Source organism: Propioniciclava soli (assembly GCF_038502305.1).
In the GTDB taxonomy this organism is placed as follows: domain Bacteria; phylum Actinomycetota; class Actinomycetes; order Propionibacteriales; family Propionibacteriaceae; genus Propioniciclava; species Propioniciclava soli.
Window position 1 is genome coordinate 2815208 of record NZ_CP115965.1, and the last position, 23375, is coordinate 2838582.

General features: G+C 71.4%; 21 protein-coding genes. 11 read left to right on the plus strand and 10 right to left on the minus strand.

Translation table 11 applies throughout. From position 1 onward, the window contains the following. Positions 1-177: 177 nt before the first annotated feature. Positions 178-597, minus strand: coding sequence for an RDD family protein (locus PCC79_RS12690; protein ID WP_232548523.1), 420 nt, complete (start codon positions 595-597; stop codon positions 178-180). 376 nt (positions 598-973) lie between these two features. Here PCC79_RS12690 and glnA point away from each other — a divergent pair, with 376 nt between their 5' ends. Beyond that, positions 974-2404, plus strand: coding sequence for a type I glutamate--ammonia ligase (glnA, locus tag PCC79_RS12695; protein ID WP_342372044.1), 1431 nt, complete (start codon positions 974-976; stop codon positions 2402-2404). A 386-nt stretch (positions 2405-2790) separates the two neighbouring features. Beyond that, a complete protein-coding gene (locus tag PCC79_RS12700) occupies positions 2791-3339 on the plus strand; it encodes a hypothetical protein (RefSeq protein WP_232548521.1) in 549 nt (182 codons plus the stop codon). Between the two features lie 566 nt (positions 3340-3905). Here the strand turns inward: PCC79_RS12700 and PCC79_RS12705 are convergent. Further along, positions 3906-4268, minus strand: a complete 363-nt coding sequence (locus tag PCC79_RS12705) for a hypothetical protein (protein WP_342372045.1) — start codon at positions 4266-4268, stop codon at positions 3906-3908. A 43-nt stretch (positions 4269-4311) separates the two neighbouring features. Between PCC79_RS12705 and PCC79_RS12710 the strand changes: the two genes are divergently transcribed. Then, the gene (locus PCC79_RS12710; RefSeq protein WP_342372046.1) at positions 4312-5367 is read left to right on the plus strand and encodes a type IV toxin-antitoxin system AbiEi family antitoxin domain-containing protein; all 1056 of its coding nucleotides are present in this window, start codon (positions 4312-4314) and stop codon (positions 5365-5367) included. Beyond that, a complete protein-coding gene (locus PCC79_RS12715; protein WP_342372047.1) occupies positions 5360-6271 on the plus strand; it encodes a nucleotidyl transferase AbiEii/AbiGii toxin family protein in 912 nt (303 codons plus the stop codon). Before PCC79_RS12710 ends, PCC79_RS12715 begins: the two co-directional genes overlap by 8 nt. Here the strand turns inward: PCC79_RS12715 and PCC79_RS12720 are convergent. Together PCC79_RS12720 and PCC79_RS12725 are read right to left on the minus strand one after the other, a co-directional pair. Next, positions 6268-6720: a hypothetical protein gene (locus PCC79_RS12720; protein WP_342372048.1), complete on the minus strand. Its 453-nt coding sequence runs from the start codon at positions 6718-6720 to the stop codon at positions 6268-6270. The genes PCC79_RS12715 and PCC79_RS12720 overlap by 4 nt on opposite strands. Positions 6721-6763: 43 nt before the next feature. Next, positions 6764-7048 carry a hypothetical protein gene (locus PCC79_RS12725; protein ID WP_232548516.1) on the minus strand — a complete coding sequence of 95 codons (285 nt, stop codon included), beginning with the start codon at positions 7046-7048 and terminating at the stop codon, positions 6764-6766. A 1007-nt stretch (positions 7049-8055) separates the two neighbouring features. Between PCC79_RS12725 and PCC79_RS12730 the strand changes: the two genes are divergently transcribed. Next, positions 8056-8220, plus strand: coding sequence for a hypothetical protein (locus tag PCC79_RS12730; RefSeq protein ID WP_232548514.1), 165 nt, complete (start codon positions 8056-8058; stop codon positions 8218-8220). 561 nt (positions 8221-8781) lie between these two features. Here the strand turns inward: PCC79_RS12730 and PCC79_RS12735 are convergent. Next, positions 8782-9621, minus strand: coding sequence for a sulfurtransferase (locus PCC79_RS12735; protein ID WP_232548513.1), 840 nt, complete (start codon positions 9619-9621; stop codon positions 8782-8784). 37 nt (positions 9622-9658) lie between these two features. On the opposite strand from PCC79_RS12735, the gene PCC79_RS12740 reads away from it, so the two are divergent. After that, positions 9659-10525: an aminodeoxychorismate lyase gene (locus PCC79_RS12740; protein WP_232548512.1), complete on the plus strand. Its 867-nt coding sequence runs from the start codon at positions 9659-9661 to the stop codon at positions 10523-10525. Between the two features lie 39 nt (positions 10526-10564). Here the strand turns inward: PCC79_RS12740 and PCC79_RS12745 are convergent, their stop codons facing one another. From PCC79_RS12745 to PCC79_RS12755, 3 genes are read right to left on the minus strand one after another with little or no spacing between them, the layout of a single operon-like run. Next, positions 10565-11326: a decaprenylphospho-beta-D-erythro-pentofuranosid-2-ulose 2-reductase gene (locus PCC79_RS12745; protein ID WP_232548511.1), complete on the minus strand. Its 762-nt coding sequence runs from the start codon at positions 11324-11326 to the stop codon at positions 10565-10567. A 40-nt stretch (positions 11327-11366) separates the two neighbouring features. Continuing rightward, positions 11367-12764: an FAD-binding oxidoreductase gene (locus tag PCC79_RS12750; RefSeq protein ID WP_342373627.1), complete on the minus strand. Its 1398-nt coding sequence runs from the start codon at positions 12762-12764 to the stop codon at positions 11367-11369. A 50-nt stretch (positions 12765-12814) separates the two neighbouring features. Beyond that, positions 12815-15778: a bifunctional [glutamine synthetase] adenylyltransferase/[glutamine synthetase]-adenylyl-L-tyrosine phosphorylase gene (locus tag PCC79_RS12755; RefSeq protein ID WP_342372049.1), complete on the minus strand. Its 2964-nt coding sequence runs from the start codon at positions 15776-15778 to the stop codon at positions 12815-12817. 141 nt (positions 15779-15919) lie between these two features. Here PCC79_RS12755 and PCC79_RS12760 point away from each other — a divergent pair, with 141 nt between their 5' ends. The 5 genes from PCC79_RS12760 to PCC79_RS12780 are packed head-to-tail and all read left to right on the plus strand — an operon-like array spanning position 15920 to position 21363. Further along, on the plus strand, positions 15920-17065 hold the full coding sequence (locus tag PCC79_RS12760; protein WP_342372050.1) for an efflux RND transporter periplasmic adaptor subunit: 1146 nt from the start codon (positions 15920-15922) through the stop codon (positions 17063-17065). A gap of 14 nt (positions 17066-17079) precedes the next feature. Then, positions 17080-17784, plus strand: coding sequence for an ABC transporter ATP-binding protein (locus PCC79_RS12765; protein ID WP_269779293.1), 705 nt, complete (start codon positions 17080-17082; stop codon positions 17782-17784). Then, positions 17781-18998 carry an ABC transporter permease gene (locus tag PCC79_RS12770; RefSeq protein ID WP_232548508.1) on the plus strand — a complete coding sequence of 406 codons (1218 nt, stop codon included), beginning with the start codon at positions 17781-17783 and terminating at the stop codon, positions 18996-18998. The genes PCC79_RS12765 and PCC79_RS12770 overlap by 4 nt, the downstream gene beginning before the upstream one ends. Then, positions 18998-21043 (plus strand): efflux RND transporter periplasmic adaptor subunit, encoded by a 2046-nt coding sequence (locus PCC79_RS12775; RefSeq protein WP_342372051.1) that lies wholly within the window; start codon positions 18998-19000, stop codon positions 21041-21043. The genes PCC79_RS12770 and PCC79_RS12775 overlap by 1 nt, the downstream gene beginning before the upstream one ends. A gap of 11 nt (positions 21044-21054) precedes the next feature. Beyond that, a complete protein-coding gene (locus PCC79_RS12780; RefSeq protein ID WP_342372052.1) occupies positions 21055-21363 on the plus strand; it encodes a sterol carrier family protein in 309 nt (102 codons plus the stop codon). On the opposite strand, the gene PCC79_RS12785 is transcribed toward PCC79_RS12780, so the two are convergent. Then, positions 21364-21972 carry a GNAT family N-acetyltransferase gene (locus PCC79_RS12785; RefSeq protein ID WP_232548505.1) on the minus strand — a complete coding sequence of 203 codons (609 nt, stop codon included), beginning with the start codon at positions 21970-21972 and terminating at the stop codon, positions 21364-21366. It lies immediately after the preceding gene. A gap of 45 nt (positions 21973-22017) precedes the next feature. Continuing rightward, positions 22018-23322, minus strand: coding sequence for a glutamine synthetase family protein (locus PCC79_RS12790; RefSeq protein ID WP_232548642.1), 1305 nt, complete (start codon positions 23320-23322; stop codon positions 22018-22020). Positions 23323-23375: the final 53 nt, after the last annotated feature.

Sequence of the window (23375 nt, forward strand, 5' to 3'; positions counted from 1 at the left end):
TGCGCCACCCTGCCCGGACTCGGGACAGCGTGAACTTCGTGACCAGCACCGTACACAGCTGTATGGGGACGCCCCAACCATGCGTGACGCAGTGAAGTCGTTTCGTTACCGAAGTGGAACCCGAGCGGCACAGCGTCCGCCTCATTGTGAAAGTGAAGGCTGGTGGTGCGGTGACGGTCAGCGGCGTCGGACGACGACGGTGCCGAGGGCGAGGTCGGCGAGGCTGCGTCGCTCGGCGCCGATGACGAGGGCGGGCAGCACCAAGCAGATCAGCGCCGCCCGCACCACGGGGCGCCACCATCCCACGGCGCTGCGGTCGGTGCGGGTGACGCCCACCCCGGCGAGGAGTTGGCCGAAGCTGCTGCCGGTCAGCGCGGTCAGCAGCGCCTTCTCGACGAAGAACACGGCGAGGATCATCCAGGCCCGCCACCCCTGGTCGGTCAGGACGCCGGTGCCGAAGACTCCGACGGCGACGATCATCGATGCTGCCCAGTCCAGGGCCAGGGCCAGAACCCGCTGCGGCCAGGACGCCAGCGACCCGCGTCCTTGCGCGGGCAGACCGAGGGACGCCCCCGGCAGCGGCTCGTCTCCACTCACCCGGCGAGCCTACCGAGGCCACGGCGGGGCGCCGGCGTCCGCCGCTGTCGTTTGGACCCGAGGTTGTGGCGCCATGGCGCCATTTGCTCGGGTCCAAATGCTCAGCCATGCTCCGGCCACCATCCCGCCCGGGTCCGGCAGGGGGCGGAGCCCCCAGGGTGGGGGGCTGGGAGCGAAGCCTCCGGAGCGGGGGGCTGGGAGCGAAGCCTCCGGAGCGGGGGGCTGGGGGCGGAGCCCCCAGGGTGGCGGCAGGGGGGGGGGGGCTGGGGGGGGAGCCCCCAGGGTGGCGTAACACTGCTGAAACATGGACGTAAAGAACGGCCGCGCCGGGACGGTTACTGTCTCAGGGTCCAATCCCTACCGTTTCGGAGGAAAGATGTTCCAAGGCGCCGACGAACTGCTGGCGTACGTGGCCGAGAACGAGATCGAGACGATCGACGTCCGCTTCTGCGATCTCCCCGGTGTGATGCAGCACTTCACGATCCCCGCGTCGTTCCTGACTCCCGACGTCTTCGAGGACGGTCTGAGCTTCGACGGCAGCTCGATCCGCGGCTTCCAGAAGATCCACGAGTCGGACATGGCCCTGCTGCCCGACCCGACGACGGCGTACCTGGATCCCTTCCGCAAGAGCAAGACGCTGGTGCTCAACTGGTTCGTGCACGACCCGATCACCAAGGAGCCGTACAGCCGCGACCCGCGCAACATCGCGCGCAAGGCGCAGGAGTACCTGAAGAGCACGGGCATCGGCGATACCGCCTTCATGGGCCCCGAGGCCGAGTTCTACGTGTTCGACTCGGTGCGCTTCGAGACCAAGCAGAACGCCGGTTACTACTTCATCGAGTCCGAGGCGGGCGCGTGGGCGACCGGCTCGGAGAACGACGTGGACGGCCGCGTCAACCGCGGTTACAAGGTGAAGTACAAGGGTGGCTACTTCCCGGCCGCGCCCGTGGACCACTTCGGTGACCTGCGTGACGACATGGTGCGCCACCTCATCAACGCCGGTCTGGAGATCGAGCGGGCCCACCACGAGGTCGGCACGGCCGGCCAGGGTGAGATCGCCGTCAAGTTCGCCGAGCTGCTGACGGCCGCGGACAACCTGATGAAGTACAAGTACATCATCAAGAACACGGCGTGGGAGGCGGGCAAGACCGCCACGTTCATGCCGAAGCCCATCTTCGGCGACAACGGTTCGGGCATGCACGTGCACCAGTCCATCTGGGCGGACGGCAAGCCGCTGTTCGCGGACGAGGCCGGCTATGCGGGCCTGTCCGACCTGGCGCGCTGGTACATCGGTGGCATCCTGGCCCACGCTCCGGCGCTGCTCGCGTTCACCAACCCCACGGCGAACTCCTACCACCGCCTGATCCCGGGCTTCGAGGCGCCGGTCAACCTGGTCTACAGCCAGCGCAACCGTTCGGCGTGCATCCGCATCCCGATCACCGGCCCCTCGCCCAAGGCGAAGCGGATGGAGTTCCGCTGCCCCGACCCGTCGGCCAACCCGTACCTCGCGTTCTCCGCGATGCTGCTGGCCGGGCTCGACGGCATCGCCAGCAAGACCGAGCCGCCGGCGCCGGTCGACAAGGACCTGTACGAGCTGCCCCCCGAGGAGCACGCCGAGATCGCGACCGTTCCCGGCTCGCTGGAGGAGGCTCTCAAGGCGCTCGAGGCCGACCACGACTTCCTCCTCGCCGGTGACGTGTTCACCTCCGACCTGATCGAGACGTGGATCGACCTGAAGAAGGAGGACATCAACGCCCTCCGTCAGCGTCCGCACCCGCACGAGTTCGAGATGTACTTCGACCTCTGACAGGTGCCGTTGACCTGAAAGGGCCCCTGACCTGCATTTTCGCAGCGTCAGGGGCCCTTTTCGCTTGGGCTCGTGGGGGCCAAATACCGCAGAAGTACCGTAGGCGATTCCGCTGAGCGGTTCTCGACGGGTCGTCAGGACGGTTTGAGCTTGCCACCCCATCTCTCGGTGGCCGCCCGGTCGAAACGGTAGACTTGCGTGGACCTCATGTTCTTCCGGACCTGGAGTTTGCCGATGCCCACCCTCCTCGAAGCGCCGTTCACGGCCCAGGGCTTCCCCGCTGCCGGCAACAGCTTGGCGTCGCGTTCCTCATGCATGTGGACCGATACGCGACTCGGCACCGGGTGTTCTTTGGCCTCGGACGGAAGCGCCCCGATCTGTTCGGCATGACGTTGCCGGGAGACTGGATCGTTGCCGAGGCGAAGGGTCGCTCGAACGGCATGGAGAGTGGCTTGCCCTCACAGCTGGCAGCCCAGAAGTCGATGATCAAGAGCATCAATGGTCAGAAGCCTGCTGTCGCCCTCGGTTGCGTCTCATCCTTCCCAGTCCCCTACTCCGGCGTCTGGGATCGGCTCCACGTCGACGTCGTTGATCCCCCACAGGAGGAGGTGGCCGTGGACATCGCCGTTGACCTCGACCTTTTCTGGCGCGCCTACTACGAGCCGTTCGTCCTGGCGGCAAGCACCGGAGAGGCGGTCGTCGATCCTCCTGGTTACGTCGTATCGCGCTTTCCAGGCCTTGGCCTTCGGGTCGGGCTTCGGATCTCGATTTACGAGCTGGTGGTAGGGAGTGAGCCGATCACCGCCGACTTACTCGGCTCCGCACTTGCAGAATCGACCGCGGACGACGGGCAGGACCCCATCGGCCGTCCTGATGGCACGTTGGTTGAGACCTCGTGGGCTGAAGCCCTCGCCATCCAGGACTACGACGCTTAGTCATCGAGTGGATCGCACGAGCGCGGAGGACCGGCAGCTGCTCTACACGATGCTCACCCGGGTCGCGTCGAGAACCACGCCCACCTCGTCCGCGGCTTCGATGACACACACGCCTTGCCCAGCTCGACTGACAAATGTGCGCTGACCGCAACCGAGGTGCTCGAAGGGATCCTCGCCCGCGACGGTGCGGCCGTCTCCGCCGCCACGACGCAAACTACGGGCGCTTCGCCGGAGGCCCAGCTGCACGACGCGGTCACGCGGTACGCCGACGCGGTCACCCTCGCCGCATCCATGCTGCGTGCTGCCCCTGAGTACGCGGGACCCAGACCCTCCCCTGACGGCCGGGCATCCCCGAGGTTGTGGCCGACCATCCGAGCTGGGGGCCGTACCTGTCCGAGCGCTCGCGCCGCGCCAGCGCGCTGGCTAGCGAAGTCGCCCGACGCGAGAGGTTGCCGGCCTAGACGACGCGATACGACGACGTCCTCACGGCCGAGCTACGGCGAGAGCTCGCCGTCTGGCGCGCTGGCACCGGCGTGCCCGCCGACGAGCGCAGCCTCGCCGGACCTTTACCGCACGACAATGACGAGGCGGCGTACCACCGGAACCTCACCAACCGGATCAACGCCCGGTAGGGCGAAGCCCTCGACGTCTGGCAGGAGCGGATCGTCGCGCACGTCGGGCATCGCGACGAGCAGGCCGGTCAGTTGGCGAAGTACCTCGACGGCCTCCACCGTAAGGGGGTCGACGCCGAGCGGATGCTCGAGCTCGCCTTCGCCCGTGAACCGCTGCCGGTGGACCACCCAACTGCCGCGCTCGCCTATCGGGTGAAGGACCTCGTCGCACGGCGAACCCTGCGCGCGGCTCCGTTCGATGACTTGCGTCGCACGACGCCTTCGGCAGCGGCCCTGCCCTGGGGCCTTGATGGCCAACTGTGCGCTTGGAATGTATCCACTAAGGCGATACACTCCAAGCATGAAGTCAAAGGATGCCCTCCACGTGCTCGCTGAGGTCACCGCCTACCAGTGGGGCATGGTGACGTCGGCTCAAGCCAGCCTGCACGGCATCACACGCCTCGACCTCTCCCGACTCGCCGCGGACGGCCAGCTAGAACGTCTCGCTCACGGGGTCTACAAGGACGCCGGCGCTCCCGCCGGCCCGCACGACGACCTGAAGGCAGCCTGGCTCAGCACCGATCCGAAGGCGATGGGCGAGGCGCGCATCAAGGACCCCGCCAACGGTGTCGTTGTGGCAGGAGAGTCCGCCGCCGACCTGCACGGCATCGGCGACTTCCGCGCCCTGCGGCACGAGTTCGTCTCCCCCGGCCGCCGCCAGAGTCAGCGCAGCGCCGTTCGCTACCGCCAGCGCACCCTCGACCCCTGCGACGTCACGCTCGTCGATGGTCTGCCGGTCATGACGATGGAGCGCACCATCGCCGATCTCGTCGAAGAGGTGGGCGACCTCAGCCTCGTCGCCGACGCACTCCGCGACGCCACTCGCAAGCGGGAGCTCGACCTCGAGCGGCTCCGATCACTCCTCGCTCACCTCGCCCAGCGCACCGGACTCAAGAAGGGTGATGGAGCCGCCCTGCTGGATCGGCTGATGGAGATCGCAGGCATCGACCCGGAGGCTGTCGCGCGTCGAGTCGCCGCCGACGCGTCGCTCGGCTCTCGGGTCGCTGCGAACTACCTCGTCGGCCTCAGCAAGCAGGACCTCGATCGGCTCGTCATGACACCCGAGATGCAACAGATCAGGCGCTCGATCCAAGAGTCGGTTGCCGCAACAATCCGGAGTTCGATGGCTCCCCAGCTCGCCGGCTTCAACGCAACTATGGAGCGCGTGAGCGCCGACCTGCTCACGAACGCAGGTCTCGACGAGGTCGCGCGCCGAATCTCAGCACAGCTCGTTGACAGCGACGTCATGGAGAAGATCAGCCGGGGATGGGTTACTGCGCTGAGCGACAGCATCGCGCTGAAGCCGGAGACGCTTGCCGCCATTCGTGAGACCCAGAAGGCGGTCACGCGTGGCTGAGCCCGAGCCGTACTCCACTCCGCGCGGCGTCGAAAACGCGATCAAGGACGCAGCGAGGAGGGCAGCTGCTGCCGATCCGTCACTCGACGTCAACAACCGGATCCAGCTGGAGTACTTCAACCGCTTCCTGAGCCGCGTGTTCTCCGAGGCCGGCGACTCCAAGTGGGTGCTGAAGGGCGGCACGGGCATGCTCGCCCGAGTGCCTTCGACCCGCGCCACTCGGGACATCGACCTGTACCGCCGCGGCTTAACTCTCACCGAAGCTCTCGACGACCTGATCCGCCTGACGGAGATCGACCTCGGTGACCACTTCCGGTTCCAGTACGTCAGCCACACCCAGCCGATCGGCAACGACACCCAGCCCTACACCGAAGGCTACCAGGCCAGGTTCGAGATCCTCATCGGCCTCAGCACCAAGGGCTCGCTGCAGGTTGACCTCGCCGTCGGCAGCGGGATCACCGGAGAGGTCACCACGACCGACCCGGCGAACGCACTGGAGCTGCCGCGCCTCGTCAGCCACGAGTACCGCCTCTACCCCGTCGTCGACCAGATCGCCGACAAGGTCTGCGCAACCATGACCGAGTACAACGAACGTACGTCGAGCCGCGAGAAGGACCTCGTCGACCTTGTCGTCATCGCGACTACGCAGGACATCGACGGCAGCGCGCTGCGAGTCGCCATCGTCATCGAGGCACGCCGACGCCAGATGAAGCGGTTCGACAGCTTCGCGGTGCCCTCCGCGTGGGGAGCCGGCTACGCCAAACTCAGCAGGCCCGTCCCCCACTGCACCGACTACCGCAGCGTGGACCTCGCCGCCGATCTCGCGAAACGCCTCATCGACCCCGCACTCTCCGGCGATGCCGATGGCAAGACGTGGTCGCATGAGACGCTGTCCTGGACTTAAGGCCAGTCGTCAGAGCGCCCGCCTTGACGGGCGACCTCCCCCAGCCTGTAGAGCGCATTCGCGGCGTGGCGGCGGATCGTCCGGGCCGCGAGCACGTGATCCTCACTGACCAACTGGGCGACCGACGGCGTGGTCAGCCCAGCCCTGCCACGCCGAAGGGGTGCATCCGCAAGGTTGGCCGCGAGAGCCAGATCCAGGAGCAAACCGCGGTCCTGGTCGGACAGCGCTCCTGAGTCGAGAGCCCGTCGCAGGAGCTCTGTGAGTTGCACCCGTAACTCCTCGGCGTCCGCGTCCCCCGCCGGGATCGTCTGGTCGTACCGCTCGATGAGGACCGAGCTCGCCCACGTGGGATCGCGACGCTTGGCCAGCTCGCCGAAACCGAGCTCAGCCATGGACTCGCGCTCAACACGCCTCAGGATCGTCGTCGCGACGTACGCGTCGTCGGCCATGATCGTGGTCGCAGATCTGGATCCACAGCTGGCCGGCGACCACTTAGCCGAGCCTGCGCAGTCGACCGGCAACCAGCGATGCGCCAGGTACAACCAGCCAGGCGAGTGCGACATAGGCGCGCGGATCTCGCTCGGCCAGACGACGAAGCCCTGCGAGTACAGCGTCCCGCTCGATGGGCGCCGAGTGCTTCATCCAGCGCGGCAGAACCACGAGGTCGTCGACGACGGTCAGCGCCTGCTCAACGTCCTGCCAACAAGGCCATTCGGCGCGTACTTCCTGCATGTTCGGGGCGAGATCATCGACGCCGAGGCACTTCGCGACGCTCATCACGCTGCTCCTTCCTGTCGCCCGAGTCAGCTTCACCGAGCACCCAGCGCCACCGGGATTCCGGTTTCCGTTCACACCGTCCCCGATCGGCTGTGGCGGCTCGAAGCGCCGGCATGCTTCCGCAGGATCAAGTTCTTCGACTTGATCGACGAGGACAACGACGAGTTCTGGCGGGACCGCTCGCTCGGCGCCGACCGAAAGCTCGTCTACGAGCGGCTACTGGCCTACGGCGACGGGGGGGAGCTTGCGCCTCTACCTCGACGCAGCTCCTCATCGACCTGTGGCCCGAGATGGACGTGGCCGAGTCGATGCGCACGCATTGGGCGGCGGTCGTCGACGCACCCTCCAGGCACCGGCCCCAGCCGAATACGACCTGGGCCGTCGCGACGAGGACACCCGGCGCACGACCGTCGACGTAGTCAGCCACACAACGTCGTAGGCCGAGGATGTCCGGGCTCGATTGCCCGGTGCGTGTCGGAGGATGCCGTTAGCGTGTCTCACGACCAAGCGAGGAGCAGCAGTGGCGAAGTACTCGGTGACGCAGTCCGATATCACACAGTCGTTGGCAGACGTGAAGAGTGACCCGATAGCGATCCCGGAGCTCCAGCGTCCTTTCGTCTGGGACAGCGTCAAGGTCCGCGGCCTGAGGACTCGCTCTACAAGGGCTACCCCGTCGGTTACCTGATCACCTGGCAGTCGGTCGGCGCCAAACTCAAGCGCGGCCAGGTCGCCCGCTCACCAGCAGATCCTGATCAACGGCCAGCAGCGCATCACCGCGCCCCGGGCGGCCGTTGCCAGCCTCAACGTGATCAACAAGCGGTATAAGTCCGCTCGGATCACGATCCCCTTCAATCCTATTACCGAGGATTTCGCGACGCTGACCCCGGTGATCCGAAAGAACCCACAGTGGATCGCCGACATCAGCGAGTACTTCAACTCCGAGTCGCCCCTGTCCTTCGCGCGCAAGTACCTCGAATGCAACCCCGATGTCGACGCTAAGATTCGCGATGAGCAAGATCGCGACCTACGGCGACCGGTGTCGCAACCTCCGCAAGCTGATCGACTACTTCTGCCACCTCGCCGTCGGTCCGCACGCGTACGCCGACATCAAGGAGGATGCGCTCCCGACCCCGGAGTTGGATGCCGCGCCCCTTTCAAACGGAGACACATGACGCCCTCCAAATACCGCAGTGATACCGCAAGAGAACCGTTCGACGCCGAAATCAGCCGTCACGGGCCAACAAGCCAGATCGACGTTTGCGCAGGTCAAACGGTGTTTGCCCGAGATCTCCAACCCCACCCAACGCCGGCTGGGGAGTTCGAGATGCACTTCGACCTCTGACAGGTGCCGTTGACCTGAAAGGGCCCCTGACCTGCATCTTCGAAGCGTCAGGGCCCTTTCACATGGGCCGATTGGATTCGTGCGTTGACGCGAAGGGTCTCGCCACGGGCGAAGAAGCGTCCTGCCCAGCAGAGCATCGATCCGTTGCCTCGGTCGCCCTCCCCGCGACGGCGGACCGTCGTGGGGGCGATGCGTCAGTACCCGCGCCGTCCCACGCGCTCGGCGAAGGCGTCGAGGGCGTCGATGGCGTCCGGGGCGATCCAGACGCGGTTGCGCTGGTTGCCGCCGGTGCGTGTGAGGACCCCTGCGTCGCCACCTGCTCGACGGCTCGCTGTGCGGCTGACAGCCCGACCCCCGTCGCGGAGCGTTCGCCGTCCCGGGCGGACAACGATCAGACGACGTGGACGGCGGGGCGCGTGCCGGGGTCGTCCCCGATGGCGGCGGGCCGCTCGGTGGCGGCGTACTGCGACCACGACCCCGGGTAGAGGCGCAGGCGGCCGAACCCGGCGCGCTCGAGGGCGATCAGGTTGTGGCACGCGGTGACGCCCGAGCCGCAGTAGACGATCACCTCGGCGTCCTGCGACAACCCGGCGGCGCGGAAACGCTCGGCGAGGGCGTCCGGGGGCAGGAAGCGGCCGTCGGCGTCCAGGTTGCCGGCGAAGGGCAGGCTGATGGCGCCGGGGATGTGTCCCGCGCGGGGGTCGATGGGCTCCGTCTCGCCGCGGTAGCGCTCGGACGCCCGCGCGTCCACCACGTGCCGGGCCGTGGCGGCGTCGTCGATGGTGGCCAGGCCGGCCGGATCCCAGGGGCGGGCCGTGAACTCACCCGGCGCCGGTGGCGTCCACACCCCGGTGGCCAGCTCACCGGGCCAGGCGTCGATGCCCCCGTCGAGCAGGGCCGCGTCCACCCCGCGCGAGCGCAGCAGCCACACGAGCCGAGCCGCGGACGCCCCACCCGCGTCGTCATAGGCCACCACCACGGAGTCGTCGGAGATGCCCGCGGCGCGCATTCCCGCGGCGAACACCTCCGGCGTCGGCAGCGGGTGACGCCCGCCGTCCGGGGTCGGTTCTGCGGCCAACACGGTCGGCAGGTCCACGAACACCGAGTTGGGGATGTGGCCGCGGGCGTGGGCGTCCAGGCCCGAGCGGCCGTCCAGATGCCACCGCAAGTCAGCCAGCACCGCCTCGGGGTGCTCGGCCAGCCATGCCACGTCCACCACCGGTGCGATCATGCGCCGAGCCTAGCCGCGCGCGTCCTATCCTGAGCCCATGGAGACCTCGATCCCCCGCGTGGTGGCCGTGCTGGGCCGGGGCGTCCTGACCCCGGGCTCACCTCTGGTACCGGCCGACGACCTGGGCTTCACCCGCGGCGACGGCTGTTTCGACGCCCTGCGCGTGGTCCGCGACGCCGAGGGAGTCCGCGTCGACCACGCCACCCGCCACCTCGAACGGTTCGCGCGTTCTGCGGCAGCCATGGGCCTGCCCCCCATCGACGTGGCCGCCTGGACTGGGCTGGTCCACGAGGCGGCCGAGGCGTGGGAGGGCGAGGGCGAGGCGGTCTGCAAGGTCATCTGGACGCGCGGCGGCGAGTTCGTGGCGTCCGACCCGGTGGGGGTGGCGCTGGTGGCCCCCGTGCCGGGCTCGTGCGTGCCACTGCGGGTCGCCGCCCTGACGACGGGTCGACGCGCCGACGCCTTCCGGGACGCCCCGTGGCTGCTCGGCGGCGTCAAGACTATCTCCTACGCCACGAACGCGGCCGCCAAGCGCGAGGCGGCCCGCCGTGGGGCCGACGACGCCGTCTTCGTCAGCAGCGACGGGTACCTGCTGGAGGGGCCGACCAGCGCGCTGGTCGTGGCCCGCCACGGGCTGCTCGACACGACGCCCACCGCGCACACCGGGATCCTGCCGTCCGTCACCCTCGCCGTCATCGCCGAGCACGCCGCCGCGGCGGGCCGCGAGGTGCGGGAACGCCTGATGAAGCCCGAGGAACTGGGGCTGGCCACCGGGGTGTGGCTCGTCTCGGCGATCCGGGGCGTGTGCCCCGTCGTCGAGCTGGACGGGCGCCCGCTGCCGTTCAACCCGCGCATCACCCGCACCCTCGCCCGGTGGGCGGGGTTCGCCCCGGCCGAGGGCTGAGATCCGGCGGCGGCGGGCGGTGGGTGGCGAGGTCGCCGCTCAGATCGGCAGGCGGCGGAAGATGGGCGCCGGCACGTGTTTCAGCACCAGCATCACCACCTGAAACGCCGGCGGCGCCCAGATGAGCTCCTTGCCGGCGCGCGCGGCCGCCACGGCCTGCCGGGCGACGTCGGCGGCGTCCAACGTCAGCGGCGCCTCCTTCAGGCCAGCCGACATGCGCGTGCGCACCTGACCCGGCCGCACGACCAGCACCTTCACCCCACGCGGGGCCAGGGCCTGACCCAGGTTGCGGTAGAAGCCGTCGAACCCGGCCTTGCTCGAACCGTAGACGAAGTTGGAGCGGCGCACCTTCTCCCCCGCCACCGAGCTGAGCGCGATGATCTGGCCGAACCCCTGGGCCGACATCCGCTGCCCCACCAGGACGCCGACGCTCACCGCTCCGGTGTAGTTCACCTGGGCGAGCTCGACGGCCCGCGCCTGGTCCTGCCACAGCTGCTCGGCGTCGCCGAGCACGCCGGACGCCACGATGGCGACGTCCACGTCGCCGTGCTCCCACGCGGCGTCGATCACGCCGGGGTGGGCGTCGGTGTCGCCCGCGTCGAACGCCAGCACGGTCACCTCCCGCGCCCCCCGCCGCCGCAGGTCGGCCACCGCGGCGTCGACGCGCGGGCTGTCGGGCCGTGCCGCCAGCAGGACGCGGGCCGGGGCGTGCGCCAGGTATTCCGCGACGACGGCGAGCCCGATCTCGGACGTGCCGCCGAGCAGCAGGATCGTCTGGGGGTGGCCGGTGGCGTCCAGCATCAGGGGGTTCTCCTTGCGTCGAGGGGTCGGGCGGCGGTGGTCACAGCAGTTCCAGACGCCGCGCCATGTCGGAGGCGAAGACGCCGTCGGGGTCGATCTGACGCCGGGTCGCGATCCACGCGTCGAGCTGTGGATACATCGCGTGGAACGTCGCGGCGCTCGTCCGGGAGTCCTTGGACGTGTAGAGCCGCCCGCCGAACTCGGCGACGCGGGCGTCCAGCCGGGTCAGGAACTCCGACAGCCCGGTTCGGATCGGGAAGTCCACGCACACGTTCCACCCTGCCATGGGGTAGCTCAGCGGCGCCCGGTTGCCCTCGCCGAACAGCTTGAACACGTTGAGGAAGGAGTAGTGGCCCGAGCGCTGGATCTCCTTGATGATGGCCGTGAACTCCGCGACGGCCGCCGGCGGCACGACGAACTGGTACTGCAGGAAGCCGTCGCTGCCGTAGGCGCGGTTCCACTCCCCGAACATGTCGAGCGGGTGGTAGAAGCCGGTGAGGCTCTGGATGTGGTCGGTGTACGTGCCCGACTTGCCGTACCACGCGGCCCCGAGCAGCCCGAACGTCACCTTGTTGGCCAGGCCGTTGGGGAAGACGTCGGGCAGCGTGAGGAACGTCTTGCCGCTGAACCCCAGGGGATCGGCGGCGAGCTTCGGCGCCAGCTCCCGCAACTCGTCGAGCGTCGCGAGGTTGCCCCGGCTGATCGCGGCGCGGCCCAGCTTCGGCGGAGCGCTGATCGCGTCGAACCACGCCGAGCTGTAGTCGTAGCGCTGCTCGGAGCCGTCGGCATGCACGGCGATCGTCTCCGCCAGGGTGTGCGTCACGACGCCGTCGGCCTTGAAGTACGCGGTCTCGGTGCGCGTCATCGCCAGCGTGGCCCGCAGGATGATGCCGGTCAGCCCGATGCCGCCCACCGTGGCCCAGAACAGGCTGGCGTCCGGGTCGTCCGGGCTGCCGTCGGGCGTGAGGGTGAGGACGCGGCCGTCCGCCACGAGCAGGTCCATGCTGCGCACGTGGTCGCCGAAGCTGCCGGCGCTGTGGTGGTTCTTGCCGTGCACGTCGTTGGCGATCGCGCCGCCGACGGTCACCTGCCGCGTCCCCGGCAGCACCGAGACCCACAGCCCGTGGGGCAGCGCGGCGCGCATCAGGGCGTCCAGGCTGACGCCGGCGTCCAGCGTGACGGTCGCGGCGTCCGGGTCGATCGCGTGGATGCGATCTAGCGGTGTCATGTCGACCACCAACCCGCCGCCATTCTGGGCGACGTCGCCGTAGCTGCGGCCCAGCCCGCGGGCCAACACCCCACGGCCCTGGCCGGACGCCCGGCGCTCGGCCTCGCGCCGCACGGCCGCGGCGAGGGCGTCCACATCGGGGGTGCTGATCACCTCGGCCACGCTCGGGGCCGTACGGCCCCAGCCGGTCAGGCGGGTCGGGGACGGCATGCTGCTCACCCCACCGAGCCTACTGCGGGCCGGACGCCGCCGCGCCGGCCTCAGCGCAGGCCCCAGAACACCCGGTCCATCACCGCCCGGGCGTGGCGGGCGGCACGGGCCCAGTCGTCGGTGAACGTCGACACCTCACCGGGCGGGTAGCCCAGCAGGTCGGCGAGTGCGGCCAGCTCGCGCGCGTCGGTGGGGATGGTGTCGGACGCCCGGCCCCGCAGCAGCATGGCGGCGTTGCGGATGCGCGAGGCCAGGGTCCAGGCCGTCCGCAGGTCGGCCGCGTCGGCCTGACTGAGGTGGCCGGTGGCCTCCAGCACCTCCAGCGCCGCCATCGACCGCGTCGTGCGCAGGCCCGGCTCGGCGTGCGCGTACTCGAGCTGGAGCAGCTGGATCGTCCACTCGACGTCGGACAGCCCGCCCGGGCCGAGCTTCACGTGCCGCCGGGGATCGGCGCCGCGGGGCAGCCGTTCGTTCTCCATCCGCGCCTTGAGCTTGCGGATCTCGGTGACCTGCCGCCGCGCCAGACCCGCCTCGGGGTACCGGACGACGTCGATGGCGCCGAGCAGCGCGCGCGAGAGTTCCCGGTCACCGGCTCCGTGCGCCGCGCGGACGAGGGCCTGGGCCTCCCAGGTGGACGACCACCGCTCGTAGTAGGCGCGGTAGGACGCCAGCGTGCGCACCATCGGCCCGCCCTTGCCCTCGGGGCGCAGGTCCAGGTCGAGCTCGAGGGCGGGGTCGGCCCCGGGCTTGCGCAACCAGTCGCGCAGCCGCGTGATGATGCGGTTGGCCTTGGCGAGGGCCTCGTCGTCCTCGGAGTCGGCGACCACCACCATGGCGTCCGCGTCCGAGGCATAGGAGACCTCCCGGCCGCCCCAGCGGCCCATGGCGATCAGCGCGAGCCGCGGTGGGTTCTCGATGTCGCGGGCAGCGACGCCCAGCGCGGCGTCCAGCGTGGCCGACATGATCGCCGAGAGGGCGTCCCCGACGGCCGCGAGATCGGCGGTCTGGAGGATGCGTGCCATCGCGACGCGCAGCAGCTCCTCCCGGCGCACGGCGCGGATGGCGGCGATGGCGTCCACCGGATTCTCGTGCCGCCGGGCGACCGCCTCCATCGAGGCGAGGATGTCGGCGAACTGCCGCGGCGGCTCGCTGCCACCGGACAGCATCTGCACGGTCTGCGGGGCGCGCAGGAGCAGGTCGACGGCGAACCGGCTCGTGGCCAGCACGCGGGCCAGGTTCTCGGCCATGGCACCCTCGTCGCGCAGCGCCCGCAGGTACCACGCGGTGTCGCCCAACTCCTCGGACACCTGGCGGAACGCGAGGAGGCCGTGATCCGGGTTCGGGCCGGACGCGAACCAGCCCAGCATCGCCGGCAGCAGCTGCCGCTGGATCTCCGCCCGGCGGCTGAAGCCGGTGGACAGCGCCTCGATGTGGCGCAGGGCCGCGGCGGTGTCGTTGAAGCCCAGCGCGCGCAGCCGCGTCTGGGCCGACTCCGACGTGAGCCGCACCGCCGCGCTCGGGATGCGGGCGACGGCTTCCAGCAGCGGGGAGTAGAACATGCGCTGGTGGAGCCGCAACACCTGGCGGGTCGACTGGCGCCACGCGGCGAGCAGGGCGGCGGCGTCCGGGTGCCGCGTGGAGCGCGCCAGACGCCGCAGGGCGGCCGGGTCGTCGGCCGGCATCAGGTGGGTGCGGCGCAGCCAGAAGAGCTGGATCCGGTGCTCCAGCACCCGCTGCAGCCGGTAGGCCCGGGAGAGCTGCTCGCCGTCCTCGCGTCCGACGTACCCGCACGCGACGAGGGCCTCCAGCCCCTCGAACGTGCCCCGGACGCGCAGCCGGTCGTCCGCGCGGCCGTGCACGAGCTGCAACAACTGCACGGTGAACTCGGTGTCGCGCAACCCGCCGGCGCCGAGCTTGATCTCGACGTCGGCCTCCCGCGCCGGGATGAGCGCGATCACGCGGCGGCGCATGGCCTGGGACTCGCCGACGAACGCCGGATCGTCCGCCACCGCCCACACGTGCGGGGCCACCAGGCCCACGAACTCCTGGCCGAGGGCCCGGTCGCCGGCCATCGGACGCGCCTTGAGCAGCGCCTGGAACTCCCAGTTCTTCGCCCACTTCTCGTAGTACGTCGCCATGGACGCCAGCGAGCGCACCAGCGGGCCGTTCTTGCCCTCGGGGCGCAGGTTGGCGTCCACCTGCCAGATCGTGCCGGCGCCGGTGTGCGCCGAGCAGATGCGGGCGACGCCGGCGGCCAGCTTGGTCGCCAGGGCCAGCGCCTCGCCGGAGGACACGACGGGCTCCCCCGCCGCGTCCAACGCCGGTTCGGCGACGTGGATCACGTCGACGTCGGAGACGTAGTTGAGCTCACGGGCACCGGTCTTGCCCATCGCGAGCACGGCGAGGCGCACCTGTTCGTGGCCGGGGGTCTCGGCGCGGGCCAGCGCGAGGGCCGCCTCGACCGTCGCATCGGCGAGGTCCGCCAGCTCGCGGGCCACGCTCGGCATCGTCTCGAGGGGGTCCTCCGCGTCCAGGTCGCGCGCCGCGATGCGCACCAGGGCGCGGCGGTACGCCAGGCGCAGGTCGTCGGCGCGCCCCGCCTCCGCGAGGGGCACCGGGGCGTCCGGGTCGGCCCCCACGGCTGTCAGCAGGGTGCCGCGCAGGGCGTCCGCGTCAGCTGGCTCGAGCGGCCCGGCCAGCGCCTCGGTGGCGTCGGGGTGGACGCAGACGTGCCGCCCCAGGGCCGCCGAGGCCCCGCAGACGAGCGCGAGACGACGCCAGCGATCCGGATCGGCCCGCACGGCGCCGAAGACGTCCGGGTGCTCGTCGGCCAGGTGGGCCAGGGCCGCCAGTGCCAGATCCGGGTCGGCGCTCGCGATGACGGGGGCGAGCAGCGCCCGGGCCGCCTCCTCGCCGTGCTCGGCGAACCAGGGCTCGATCACCGCGAGGGCCTGGTGGGGTTCCGCGAATCCCTTGCGCGCGAGCTGGCCGGCCTTCGTCGCCCTGCGGTCCATGGGGGCGATGATATCGGCCCTCGGGCACGCAGGTACGCTTGCCAGCGACCCCTTCGACGAGAGGCGACCACCATGAGCTCAGCGGCCCCCGAGTCTTCGCGCGGGCGCACAGGCCCGCGCGGACGGTGGCGCAGTGTGCTCGTGGTCGCCGCGATTCTGGCCCTGGTGGCGGCCATCGCCGTGATGGCCCTGCTCGACGGCGGACGCCGCTCCGCGGCCGCGTCGACCGAGGTCGTCGCCGTCGAGCGGTCCGACCAGGTCACGACGGTGCTGCTCTCGGGCACGCTGAGCCCCCGCGAGCAGGCGAACGCCTCCTTCGCGGTGCCGGGAACCGTCAACTCCGTCGCCGTGCAGGTGGGCCAGGAGGTCGCCGTCGGCGAGGCACTGGCCACCGTGGACGACCGCGACCTGCGCAACGCGGTGAGTCTCGCCGAGGCCAACCTGAGTGCCGCCCGAGCCCAGGTGCAGACCATCCGGGACGCCGACAGCGCCACCTCCGCCCAGCTCGCCGCCGCGAACGCGCAGGTGGAGGCCATGGCCGCCTCCGTCGAGAACGCCCGGCAACGGCTCGCCGACGCCGTGCTCACCTCGCCGCTGGCCGGCGTGGTGGCCCAGGTCGACCTCGAGGTCGGCGACCAGGTGAGCGGCAGCGGCGGTTCGCTGGGCTCGCTGGGTTCGGCGTCGGGCTCCGGCGCCCTCGGGGGCATCGACCTGCCCAGCGGCGTCACGGGGGCGGCGTCCGCCGGCTCCGGTGCCCAGATCGTGGTCGTCGTGCCCGACGCCTGGCAGCTGGAGGCCGAGGTGGGCACCGCCGATCTGCCGTCGCTCGCGCCCGGGCAGCCGGCCGTGGTGACCCCCTCGGGCACCGACACCCACGTCACGGCCGTGGTCGACACGGTCGGCATCGTCGCCACCAACGCCACGGGCAGTGCCGCCGCCTTCCCCGTCACCGTCGCCATCACCCAGCCGGGCGTCACCCTGTTCAGCGGTTCGGACGCCGACGCCGTCGTCACCACGGCGACGGTGCCCGACGTGCTGACCGTGCCGGCCGAGGCCGTCACGCACGCCGCAGACGGATCGGCCACGGTGCGCCGCGCCGACGACACGACCCAGACCGTGACGCCGGGACGCCGCTTCGGCGACCGCCTCGAGATCACCGAGGGGCTCGCCGCCGGCGACGAGGTGCTCGTGCCCGTGGGCGTCGTGGTGAGCGCACCGGAGCGCCCGCAGTTCGGGCCCAACGGCACCCTCGCCTCGCCCTCCCCCAGCCCGGAGGCGAGCCGGTGAGCGCCTTGCTGGAGATGGCGGGCGTCCGCAAGACATACGCCACCGGGGCGGTCGCCGTGGAGGCGCTGCGCGGGGTGGACCTGACCGTCGACGAGGGTGACTTCGTCGCCATCGTCGGCCCGTCGGGCTCGGGCAAGTCGACGCTCATGCACATCATCGGCTGCCTCGACGTGCCCACCCAGGGTCGCTACGCGCTCGGCGGAGAGGACGTCAGCTCGATGACCGAGGCCCAGTTGGCCGACGTCCGCAACCGCCGCATCGGCTTCGTCTTCCAGCAGTTCAACCTGTTGCCCTCCATGACGGCCGAACGCAACGTGGCCCTCCCCCTCATGTACGCCGGCGTGCCGCGCGCCGAGCGCGCCCAGCGCGCCCGCGAGGCGCTCGAACGCGTCGGGCTCGGCGACCGCACCCATCACCGCCCCGGCGAACTCTCCGGGGGCCAGCAGCAGCGCGTCTCGGTGGCCCGGGCGCTGGTCACCAACCCCACCCTGATCCTGGCCGACGAGCCGACGGGCAACCTCGACTCCCGGTCGACGACCGACGTGCTCGGCCTGTTCCACGCCCTGCACGACGCCGGCCGCACCATCGTCCTGATCACGCACGAGGCGGAGGTGGCCGCCGAAGCGCGCCGCGTCGTCCGCATCACCGACGGGCTCCTCACGGAGGAGACCCCCGCCCACGCGGCCGGGGCGCCGGTGGCGAAGGGTGGGACGCCGTGAGCTGGGCCGAGACGTTCCGCATCGCCGCCGAAGCCCTCCTGGGGCGGCGGATGCGGTCGCTGCTGACCATGCTGGGCATCCTCATCGGCATCGCCGCCGTGATGTTGACCGTCGGCCTGGGCGAGGGGGCGCGGCTCGAGATCACCCGGGAGATCAACCGGCTGGGCTCGAACCTGCTCATCGTGATGCCCGGTTCGACGTCGGGGAGCAGCCCGCTCGCCGGGGCCACCTCCCTCACCATGGACGACGCCCGCACCCTCGCGGATCCGTCCGTCGCGCCCGACATCGCCGGCGTGGCCCCCATGATGTCGACGCGGGCGAACGTGCAGCACGACGCGGAGCGCACCACGACCACGGTGACGGGGACGACCACGGACTGGGAGTCCGTCCGCTCTCGCAACCTCGTCGACGGCCGCTTCTTCACCGCATCCGAGTACGCCTCGTCCGAGCAGGTGGTGGTGCTCGGCCCCAGCACGGCGGCGGCACTGTTCGGTGACACCCCGCCGGTCGGCGGAGCCGTCGTGGTCAACGGGCAGGCCTTCACGGTGGTGGGCGTCCTGGAGGCCGTGGGTGCGAACGCGCTCAGCAACGATGACGATCTCGTCGTGCTCCCCATGACCACGATGGCGCAGCGGCTGGCACCGCCGGCGACGGCCCGCACCCTCTCGGCCATCTATGTCGCCGCCACCGACGACGCCTCGATCAGCGCCGCGCACCAGCAGATCAGCCGCGCGCTCGTGGTGAACCACGGCACCACCAGCGCCGACCAGGACTTCTCGATCATGACCTTCCAGGCCCTGATGACCGCGATGAACACGATGACGGGCGTGCTCACCACCCTGCTCGGGGGGCTCGCCGGCATCTCGCTGGTCGTGGGCGGCATCGGGGTGATGAACATCATGCTCGTGTCGGTGAGCGAACGCGTCCGGGAGATCGGCCTGCGCAAGGCGCTCGGGGCAACGCCGGCGCTGATCCGGCGGCAGTTCCTGGTGGAGGCCGGCATCCTGGGCCTGCTGGGCGGTGCCCTGGGGGTGGCGCTCGGGCTGGTCGGCGCGGCGATCCTGACGCCGGCGCTCGGCATCGAGGTGGCCGTGTCCTTGCCGGCCACGCTCCTGGCGCTGGCCGTCTCACTCACGATCGGCCTCGTCGCTGGCGTCTACCCCGCCTCGCGAGCCGCCAAGCTCGCCCCGATCGACGCATTGAGGAGTGAGTGATGGCGAGCCCGGGTGTGAGGGAGCGACGCCGGATCGTCGGGGCCGTGCTGGTCGGCGTGGTGCTGGTGGGGCTGCTCGGCTGGGCCCTGCGGCCGCCCGCGGCCGCGGCCGCCTACGTGACCGCGCCGGCCGTGCGCGGCTCGCTGGACCAGACGGTGACGCTGGTCGGCCCCGTCGCCCGCGAATCCCAGGCCACCGTGGCCTTCGACGCCCCGGGTGAGGTGACCGCCGTCCACGTCCGCCTCGGCGACACGGTGGGTGCCGGGCAGCCGATCGCCCAGGTGGACGCGGCCCCCCTGCGCCTCGCGGCGCTCCAGGCCCAGGCCGCCGTCGCCCGGGCCGAGGCGCAGCTGGACGCCGACCTGACCGCGCGCGAGGGCGGGGGCACCGCCGCCACGCCGAGCGGGGCAGGCGCCGGCGCCCTGCCGTCGCTGCCGACGATGGGCGCGGGCGGGCTGCTGCAGGGCGGTTCGGGCCCAGGGACGCCCGCGGCGGGCGCCCCCGCCGCCGCGCCGTCGGCCCCCACCGGTCTCGGCGGCGGCGCTCCGTCGTCCGGGGCCATGCCGGAGTACCTCACCGAACTGACCGCCTCCCTCACCGACGTGCAGGCGGCCGTGAACGCCCAGCAGGCCGTGTGCCAGCCGCTGTTCGCCACGCTCCAACAGCTGCGCGACGCCGGGGTCGACCCCGGCACCCTGCCGGTGCCCACCGCCCCGCCGCTGCCCACCGTCCCCGTCCCGACCGCCCTGCCCACGGTCTCGGTGCCCGGCGTCCCCGACCCCCTCCCCACGCCGACGGTCACGACGACTGTCACGGTCATCCCCGTCCCACCGGCCCCCACCCCACCGGCCGCCGGCCCCCCGACGCCGACCCCGACGGGTGAGCCCACGACCGACCCCGTCCCGACGCCGACCGACGAACCGACCCCGCCCCGGACGCCCGAGCCGCTCCCCTCCGACCTGCCGACGATCGCCCCGACGCCGACGTCGACCGCGTCGCAGCCGACCATGCCCGTCCCGACACCACCGGTTCCGTTGCCGACGAACCTGCCCGCGGGCGAGGTCGGCGGGTTGCTGGAGAGCTTCCAGGCCTGCTCGGACGCCATGGTCGTCACCGGGCAGGCGGAGGCGCGGGCCGGCGCCGCGATCATCGCGGCGTCCCAGGGCCTGGCCGAGGCGAACCGCCAGGCGGGTGCCGCGCTGGCGCAGGCCCAGGCCGAGCTCCAGACGGTGGCGGCGGCCGCGGCGCGCGAGGCCGCCGAACAGGCCGTCTCGCAGGCCATGGCGCAGGCCCAGGCCGAGATCGAACAGCAGATCAACGACCAGATCGCTGCCCTGGCCGGCGGGGCCGTGACCGACGCCACCGTGGCGCGGGATCGGGCGACGCTCCTGCAGGCCCGCCAACAGCTCGAATCCGCCGAGACGGCCCTGGCCGGCGCGACGCTCACCGCCCCCATCTCCGGCACGATCGGCGCCCTGGACCTCGCCCTGGGCGAGTCCTCGGCCGGACGGTCGGCGACCGTGGTGGGCGAGGGCGCGGCCCGGGTGAGCGTGGAGGTGCCGCTGTCGGTCCGGGCGCTGGTCGCGCCGGGGACGTCGGCCGAGGTGGGGGCGCTGGCGTCCGACCCCACCCTGACCGGCCAGGTGCAGACGGTGAGCGTGCTGCCCAGCGGCGGCTCCGGCTCCCCGCAGTACACCGCCGAGGTGCTCGCCGACGATCCGGAGAGCTCGCTGCCCGCCGGGAGCTACGCCCAGGTCACGCTCGCCCTGCGGGCGGCGACCGACGTGGTGACCGTGCCGATCTCGGCCGTCACCACACTGACCGACACCACCGGCACCGTCGAGGTCGTCGACAGCGCGCGGGCCGAGACGGCCAGCTCGGTGACCGTGGTCACCGGCAGCCGCGGCGGCGGCCGCATCGAAATCGTCTCGGGGTTGACGGAGGGCCAGCTCGTCGTGCTGGCCGACCGGCGCCTGCCGGTGCCCGGCGGCATCGACCAGTACCGTCCCGTGCGGGCGTCGGCCAGCCCGACGCCGCAGCGCTGAGGGGCCGGCGCGTGAGCGACGACGCACGGCAGGAGCGCGCGGCGACGGCCGCGGCCGTCCGGACCAGCCTCAAGGAGTTCGCCGCCGCCCACCCCGGGCGGCTGGTCGAGGTGCGGGTGCCGCCCTGGGGTGCGGTGCAGGTGGGCGTGCCGGGGGCCGCATCGGTGCATCGGCGGGGCACCCCGCCCAACGTCGTCGAGACCGACGCAGCCACGTGGCTCGCGTTGGTCGGTGGGTCACTGACGTGGGCGGACGCGGTGGCGGCCCACCGCGTCCGGGCCAGCGGCATCCACGCTGACCTGGGCCCGCTGCTGGGCTGATCAGCCCGTCGGATCGTCGGCGCTGCGGCGCGCCCGGTGTTCGGCGAGGTCGACGACCTCGGCGTCGCGCGCGAACGCGTCCCGGGTGAGGCGGCACAGGATGCCGTCGTCGGCTCCGAACACGACCCCCGGCAGGACGAAGTCGTCGCTCACCTCGGTGAAGCCGAGCTCGGCGTGCAGGTCGCGCGATGCCCGGTTGGACGCGCTGACCACGTAGTACACCGCGTCGTCGTGCTCGAGGACGCTGGCGACCCGCGCCCGGGTCAGCAACCGGCCCACGCCGCGGCGGCGCGCGCCGGGCGCGACGACCATGCCGCTGAGGTACCACCCGTCGGGCGCGCCGCGGCCGCCACCTTCGGTCGGCCGCAGGTAGGACACCCAGCCGTGGCCGACGATCTCCCCCGCGGCCTCGGCCACGAGGAGGCGGTGGTCGCCGTCGGCCAGCTTGTGCGCGTGCCGATCCGCCCACCGCGCCGGCGTGTCGCCCTCACGCTCGGCCGCCAACCGGCCGGTCGGCTCGGCGTCCGCAGGGGTGCCCTCCCGCACCACGACCCCGTCGAGCGGGACGCCGTGCTGCTGGGGCTCATAGGACGCGAAGAGGGACTGCATGGTGGGCCCACCCTGACACACCGCGGGGGGCGGCTCCGGCGCGTCTCAGAGCGACGGCAGCAGCCGGCTGAGCTCCAGCGGTGTGACCTGGCGGAGGTATTCGGCGTACTCGGCGCGCTTGTTGCGCAGCACGAAGTCGAAGACGTGCTCGCCGAGGGTCTCCGCGGCCAGCGTGCTGTTCTCCATGGCGCGCACGGCGGCGTCCAGGCTGTAGGGCAGGGGCTCGATGCCGAGGGCCGCCCGCTGCCGGTCGGTGAGCGACCAGACGTCGTCCTCCGCCGGGTCGGGCAGCGGCAGTTCCTTCTCGATGCCGGAGAGACCGGCGTTCAGGATGAGCGCGAAGGCCAGGTACGGGTTCACCGAGGAATCGAGGGAGCGCAGCTCGACGCGGGCCGAGCTGGCCTTCGTCGGCTTGAACATCGGGATGCGCACCATGGCGGAGCGGTTGTTCTGACCCCAGCAGATGTAGTTCGGCGCCTCTCCCCCGCCGGCGAGCCGCTTGTAGCTGTTGACCCACGGGTTGAGCACGGCGCTGATCTCGGCGGCGTGGTGGAGCAGACCGGCGACGAAGTGGCGTCCGGTCTTCGAGAGGTTGAACTCCCCGGCGGCGTCGTAGAAGGCGTTCGTGTCGCCCTCGAACAACGACACGTGGCTGTGCATGCCCGAGCCCGGGTGCTGGGCCAGCGGCTTGGGCATGAAGGACGCGAAGAGGTCCTGCATCACCGCCACCTCCTTCACGACCACCCGGAACGTCATGATGTTGTCGGCCATGGTGAGCGCATCGGCGTAGCGCAGGTCGATCTCCTGCTGGCCGGGGCCGCCCTCGTGGTGGCTGAACTCCACCGAGATGCCCATCTGCTCGAGCATCGTGATGGCCGAGCGCCGGAAGTCCGTGCCCGCCGTCATGGTGGTGTGGTCGAAGTAGCCCGAGGTGTCGACGGGCGTGGGCTCCACCCCCGGCACCAGGGGCTGGCGGAACAGGTAGAACTCGATCTCGGGGTGCACGTAGAAGGTGAAACCCATGTCGGCGGCGCGCTTCATCGCGCGGCGCAGCACGTGGCGGGGGTCGGAGAAGGACGGCGACCCGTCCGGCAACGCGATGTCGCAGAACATGCGCGCCGTGCCGCCGGTGGTGCCGCGCCACGGGAGCATCTGGAACGTCTCCGGGTCGGGCTTCGCCACCATGTCGGACTCATACACCCGAGCGAAGCCCTGGATCGCCGAGCCGTCGAAGCCGATGCCCTCGCTGAGGGCCCCCTCCAGCTCGGCGGGCGCGATCGCGACCGACTTGAGGAACCCGAGCACATCGGTGAACCAGAGCCGGACGAACCGGACGTCTCGTTCTTCCATCGTGCGCAGGACGAAATCGGTCTGCTTGTCCATGCGCCCAGTCTGCCCGCCAG

Excerpts from the sequence above, each read along its gene's own strand:
- PCC79_RS12725 (WP_232548516.1), bottom strand. The coding sequence starts at position 7,048 with ATGAGCGTCGCGAAGTGCCTCGGCGTCGATGATCTCGCCCCGAACATG.
- PCC79_RS12765 (WP_269779293.1), top strand. The coding sequence starts at position 17,080 with ATGGCGGGCGTCCGCAAGACATACGCCACCGGGGCGGTCGCCGTGGAG.
- PCC79_RS12745 (WP_232548511.1), bottom strand. The coding sequence starts at position 11,326 with ATGCTGGACGCCACCGGCCACCCCCAGACGATCCTGCTGCTCGGCGGC.
- PCC79_RS12735 (WP_232548513.1), bottom strand. The coding sequence starts at position 9,621 with ATGATCGCACCGGTGGTGGACGTGGCATGGCTGGCCGAGCACCCCGAG.
- PCC79_RS12775 (WP_342372051.1), top strand. The coding sequence starts at position 18,998 with ATGGCGAGCCCGGGTGTGAGGGAGCGACGCCGGATCGTCGGGGCCGTG.
- PCC79_RS12730 (WP_232548514.1), top strand. The coding sequence starts at position 8,056 with ATGAGCAAGATCGCGACCTACGGCGACCGGTGTCGCAACCTCCGCAAG.
- PCC79_RS12720 (WP_342372048.1), bottom strand. The coding sequence starts at position 6,720 with ATGGCCGACGACGCGTACGTCGCGACGACGATCCTGAGGCGTGTTGAG.
- PCC79_RS12700 (WP_232548521.1), top strand. The coding sequence starts at position 2,791 with ATGACGTTGCCGGGAGACTGGATCGTTGCCGAGGCGAAGGGTCGCTCG.
- PCC79_RS12740 (WP_232548512.1), top strand. The coding sequence starts at position 9,659 with ATGGAGACCTCGATCCCCCGCGTGGTGGCCGTGCTGGGCCGGGGCGTC.
- glnA (WP_342372044.1), top strand. The coding sequence starts at position 974 with ATGTTCCAAGGCGCCGACGAACTGCTGGCGTACGTGGCCGAGAACGAG.
- PCC79_RS12750 (WP_342373627.1), bottom strand. The coding sequence starts at position 12,764 with ATGCCGTCCCCGACCCGCCTGACCGGCTGGGGCCGTACGGCCCCGAGC.
- PCC79_RS12785 (WP_232548505.1), bottom strand. The coding sequence starts at position 21,972 with ATGCAGTCCCTCTTCGCGTCCTATGAGCCCCAGCAGCACGGCGTCCCG.
- PCC79_RS12790 (WP_232548642.1), bottom strand. The coding sequence starts at position 23,322 with ATGGAAGAACGAGACGTCCGGTTCGTCCGGCTCTGGTTCACCGATGTG.
- PCC79_RS12755 (WP_342372049.1), bottom strand. The coding sequence starts at position 15,778 with ATGGACCGCAGGGCGACGAAGGCCGGCCAGCTCGCGCGCAAGGGATTC.
- PCC79_RS12710 (WP_342372046.1), top strand. The coding sequence starts at position 4,312 with ATGAAGTCAAAGGATGCCCTCCACGTGCTCGCTGAGGTCACCGCCTAC.